The 4,453-nt window shown below is 40.7% G+C and carries 7 protein-coding genes; 5 read left to right on the plus strand and 2 right to left on the minus strand.

Annotated features, from left to right (window positions below; all coding sequences use genetic code 11):
- From A4E24_RS10700 to A4E24_RS10710, 3 genes are all read left to right on the plus strand, one after another.
- On the plus strand, positions 1-368 hold a 368-nt coding region (locus A4E24_RS10700; RefSeq protein ID WP_292353379.1), incomplete at its 5' end, for a hypothetical protein.
- Between the two features lie 42 nt (positions 369-410).
- Complete coding sequence (locus A4E24_RS10705) at positions 411-1,565, plus strand: acyltransferase family protein (RefSeq protein WP_292353380.1); 1,155 nt, start codon at positions 411-413, stop codon at positions 1,563-1,565.
- 272 nt (positions 1,566-1,837) lie between these two features.
- Positions 1,838-2,284: a tellurite resistance TerB family protein gene (locus A4E24_RS10710; protein WP_292353381.1), complete on the plus strand. Its 447-nt coding sequence runs from the start codon at positions 1,838-1,840 to the stop codon at positions 2,282-2,284.
- Between the two features lie 108 nt (positions 2,285-2,392).
- Here A4E24_RS10710 and ygiD read toward each other — a convergent pair whose 3' ends face one another.
- Positions 2,393-3,232: a 4,5-DOPA dioxygenase extradiol gene (ygiD, locus tag A4E24_RS10715; protein WP_292353382.1), complete on the minus strand. Its 840-nt coding sequence runs from the start codon at positions 3,230-3,232 to the stop codon at positions 2,393-2,395.
- A 45-nt stretch (positions 3,233-3,277) separates the two neighbouring features.
- Positions 3,278-3,499 (minus strand): YwbE family protein, encoded by a 222-nt coding sequence (locus A4E24_RS10720; RefSeq protein WP_292353383.1) that lies wholly within the window; start codon positions 3,497-3,499, stop codon positions 3,278-3,280.
- A gap of 414 nt (positions 3,500-3,913) precedes the next feature.
- Between A4E24_RS10720 and A4E24_RS10725 the strand changes: the two genes are divergently transcribed.
- Both A4E24_RS10725 and A4E24_RS10730 read left to right on the plus strand, forming a co-directional pair.
- The gene (locus A4E24_RS10725) at positions 3,914-4,108 is read left to right on the plus strand and encodes a CxxC-x17-CxxC domain-containing protein (RefSeq protein WP_292353384.1); all 195 of its coding nucleotides are present in this window, start codon (positions 3,914-3,916) and stop codon (positions 4,106-4,108) included.
- A 147-nt stretch (positions 4,109-4,255) separates the two neighbouring features.
- On the plus strand, positions 4,256-4,453 hold a 198-nt coding region (locus tag A4E24_RS10730; RefSeq protein WP_292353385.1), incomplete at its 3' end, for a hypothetical protein.

The following is a 4,453-nucleotide window of genomic DNA, read 5'->3' on the forward strand; positions in this document are numbered from 1 at the left end:
ACACCTTTGAGGAATTCCCTATGGACCATGCAATAACCTGGGACAATATAGGGCTTGCATATAGTGATCTGGCATCTGTGGAAGAAAGAAAACTTAATCTTAAAAAAGCGGTCGAAGCATATGAGGCAGAGATCAAAGTAGAGACCCTGAAAGAATTCCCGATGCAATATGCGATGGCCCGGAAGAATCTGGGGATGGCATACACTTGTATGGCAGATGTGGAAGATATGGATGTGAATCTCGAAAAAGCAGCAAGGTCATATGGAGAAGCACTTGAGAAATTTGAAAATCTGAAACTTTCCCATCATGCAGAAAAAGTAAAGAACGAGCTTGCTGTCATATTCAGAGAACTGCGACAAGATGACTAGATCAGGATAATATGATCTTTGAAATATGGGCTGGAATATCATATGCAATCCATAGCAGGTGACAAGACTTCTACCACCTGTCAGAGGACTGAAAGACGTTATGATTTAGACTGGATACGCATTTTTGGAATGCTAATTATCTTTTTTTATCATTGTGGCAGATCCTTCAATCTGGAAGACTGGCATGTGAAGAACAACACACTTTCTCCAGGTATCTCTATAATACTCTCGGTCCTTGAAATTTGGATGATGCCTCTCTTCTTTATGATCTCAGCTATGTCATCTTACTATTCGCTCACCAGGAGATCTCCAAAGCAATACGTACTTGAGAGGTTTAAAAGGCTCATAATACCTTTTATATTCGGTACTTTTGTGATCCTAGTGCCTGTGCAGGTCTATATTGAACGTGCTTCCCACGGTCATTTTGAGGGTTCTTTAATCGATTTTTATCCCCATTATTTTGATGGGCTGTATGCATTAGGAGGCAATTTCGCCTGGATGGGACTGCATCTATGGTATCTGGAGTTCCTTTTCATCTTTTCCATTCTGACACTTCCATTATTTGTGGTTGGCATAAAGAAAAAAAGTTCTGGGCCTTTTACTAATGCGGTTTCCTTTTTCAGAAAGCCTGGAGCTATTTTCCTGATGGCGATACCTCTTGTTCTGATGGAAATTTTTGTCGGACAATACAGAGACAGCATTGGTCTCCAAGCATTTGGAGGCTGGAGCCTGCTGACCTATCTGGTCTTTTTCATAGCAGGATACTTCGTATCACTGAATGCGGGGTTCAAGGATACGATTGAAAAACATAGGACATCAGCTATATTCTTAGCCTTCGGGATCACTGTGGTGTTGACGATGAATTATTTGTACGACATCGGATCCATAGACAAATATGAGGATGTATTAACTGCAGCTGCTTCATGGAGCTGGCTTATGGCGATATTCGGTTTTGGCAGCAGACATCTATCATTTGATCACCCTATCCTTAAATATGCCAATGAGGCAGTTCTCCCATTCTACATACTTCATCAGACCATCATTGTGATCTTCGGATTCTGGATAATGGATTGGGAACTTGGGGTTGCATCGAAATACCTTTTGCTAAGTTTAAGTTCATTTGTGACAATAATGCTGGTATATGAATTCCTCATCAGAAGGATCAAGCTGATGCGCTTCCTTTTTGGAATGAAATGAAAGAAAAGGATCATTTTTGGTCTTGCAGAGGAATATAAGTACATAACTTATTCTGCATGAACTTCTGGAGCCTGGCAAATGTTAGCCTGTTCCATACAAATTAATTATATATATTATAAGTGTATAATAGCAAGTTAGATCCAGGGACAGTATAAGTATAACAAGTGAGGGAATGGACCATCACACTTGAATAGATATCCAACGACCGTGGGTGCTACACAGGAAGATATCTTACCAGGTCACCTGGAAAAAACAACAGAGGAGAGGTATAAATGGGACTTTTCGATAAAGTAAAAGGAAGTAAAGAAGCCGAACATGTTAAACTTAACAAGGAAGAAGCCTTCGCTGCAGTCTCTCTGGCTGCAATTGCTGCTGACGGGGAGATCACCCCAGACGAGGCAAGGGGTCTTGTAACATCACTACTGCGCATGAAACTTTTCTCGAACTACAACGATAAGAATATGGCAGCTATGTTCAACAAGCTTACAGGTATTATAAAACGCGAAGGTGTTGAATCCCTGGTGACTTCCTCAAAGGAGGTTTTACAGGCTGACCTGAGAGAAACAGCATTTGCAGTAGCAGCTGACCTTACATTGGCAGATGGTGTGCTCGCAAAGGGAGAAAAAGATATCCTTACGAAAATCCAGGAATCGCTGGAAGTCCCGGAGGACAAAGCGGTCAATATCATTGAAGTCATGTTGATAAAGAACAGAGGCTGAATCAGCAATTATTTTTAACTTCCATAAATGAGGACAGGCTTAAGCCTGTCCAAGCACTTGCTCATATAATTTAGTCTTAAGATGATCAATTCTCTTATATGTATCAGATCATCCTATACGGAAACTTCTCATGGAAACTGAACCATACTGGAAGCCTTCATGCACAAATTCCAGCTGATCATCTTTTTCCTGCAAGGCTATAGCATAGATCATGGGCAAGTAATGGTCAAGGGTCGGCACTGCAAAAGGCGCAGTTCTTCCCATATTCCGGTACTCAATGAGATCCCTGTGGTTCCCTGAAAGCAGATTATACTTTACTTTTTCATCAAATTCCACAGCCCAGTCAAAAGGTTTTGCGTCGATATTACGAAAATCGAGCATCCCCAGGTTGTGCACTATATTGCCACTTCCTATGATCAAAACACCCTTTCTGCGTAAGTCTCCAAGCTCCGATGCCAGATCGTAATGATACTGTATCATTTTCGGATGCCAGGAGTTAAAGGAGTAATCAAGGCTCATCTCAAAAACCGGAATATCGGCATGCGGATACATGTGCTTCAGCACGGCCCATGAAGCATGGTCCAGTCCCCACTCATTACTGCATTTGACCCGAGCTTTAAGTACCTTCTCACTGATGAACCTTGCAAGGTCGGATGAGCCAGAACTGGGATATTTCACCTGGTACAACTCCCTGGGAAAACCATAGAAGTCATAGATAAGTCTTGGTTTTTCATTGCATGTGACATATGTCCCATTTGTAAGCCAGTGTGCTGATACTACCATTATGGCCTTAGGCCTTGGAAGGCTTTTCCCAAGGCTCACCAGGCTTTCTGTATAGCTGTTCTTTAAAAGTATGTTCATAGGTGAACCATGCCCTATGAACAATACCGGCATTTTCCCGTTTTCAGGCAAGTCTTTATCGATCTCCCTTTGCATCATATCATCCATTAATAGAGGATTGGATAAAATGATACATATTTTGGTTACATCAGCTCATTTTTCTTGTGAAGTTCCATCTGAGGCATAGATATCCTTTACTCGTCCCACGCAGCCATCTTGCAATTGCACCTTTATCCCATGTGGGTGAGTTGAAGAATTGGTCAAGATCCTCTTCACAACACCGCGTGTGATCTTCCCAGTGCCCTGATCTTGTTTCAGAACTATTCCCACGTTCAAACCTATCTTTATATTTTTTCTTTTATTGCCTGCGCCCATAACACAAGTAAATTCTTCATTCTATAAGCATGTTCTTTCTTAAAATTGCCCAGCTACAACTATTGAGCGTATTGAATTAGAAATAACTTTGTAATGAATTAAAATAGGAAACACCTATTCAATTTATTTTATATAGGTACACTCCTGATTATATATTTATGAGCAATGAATATATTGGAAGCAGCATGCTTATATACCATGTGCGTGTACATAGGTCCAGAGTTCGAGTGTTTGTCGATTTAATAAAAGGATTATCTCATTCTTGTGTTCTTCTTTTAGTTTATTGATGTCACAACAAAGAGTTGGTCGTATCAAAAAGTTGAGGTCTGATCAGGATCAGATCGAACCTGTCATGCGAAAATTCTCCATCTCAGCTTTTGCTGAGGCGAACTACCTAAATAAAGGAAATTAAATATGAGATTCGATAATAGAGGCGGAAGCGGTAGAAGTGGTGGAAGCGGTGGCTTCAGACCAAGCGGTCCGAGAGAAATGCACAAAGCAACTTGTTCAGATTGTAAACAGGAAACAGAAGTACCTTTCGTACCATCCGGTGACAGGCCAGTTTACTGCAGAGAATGCTACCAGAAGCATAGACCAGCCAGATATTAGATCTGTAACCAACAGATATCTAATTCTATAACTTCACGCAAAGGCAGATATATGAACATATTTCTGCCTGATGGATTTTTTATATTTTTTTTAAGACTACGAAATCGCATAATGTGATTTTCTAAAGGAAGCTAAGGAGATACAGAGATGACAAATGAAAGTGTAATATGTCCAAGTTGCGGAACTCAGATTTTAGCTACGGTACCTTTAGGACAGCAGATAATGTGCGTTTCATTGAAACAGGGAAATCCTGCTGCTTTTGGAGCAAAATACAGATCTGCATCCAGATGTACTAACTGCAAGAAAAGCTTTACCTCCTACACCAATAATAAGCATGAATGCTTA

This window comes from Methanomethylovorans sp. PtaU1.Bin093 (assembly GCF_002067275.1).
Lineage (GTDB): Archaea > Halobacteriota > Methanosarcinia > Methanosarcinales > Methanosarcinaceae > Methanomethylovorans.

What these genes read in the sequence shown, in the direction of transcription:
- A4E24_RS10720 (WP_292353383.1), bottom strand. Translation starts at nt 3,499, where the DNA reads ATGGGCGCAGGCAATAAAAGAAAAAATATAAAGATAGGTTTGAACGTG.
- A4E24_RS10710 (WP_292353381.1), top strand. Translation starts at nt 1,838, where the DNA reads ATGGGACTTTTCGATAAAGTAAAAGGAAGTAAAGAAGCCGAACATGTT.
- A4E24_RS10725 (WP_292353384.1), top strand. Translation starts at nt 3,914, where the DNA reads ATGAGATTCGATAATAGAGGCGGAAGCGGTAGAAGTGGTGGAAGCGGT.
- ygiD (WP_292353382.1), bottom strand. Translation starts at nt 3,232, where the DNA reads ATGGATGATATGATGCAAAGGGAGATCGATAAAGACTTGCCTGAAAAC.
- A4E24_RS10705 (WP_292353380.1), top strand. Translation starts at nt 411, where the DNA reads ATGCAATCCATAGCAGGTGACAAGACTTCTACCACCTGTCAGAGGACT.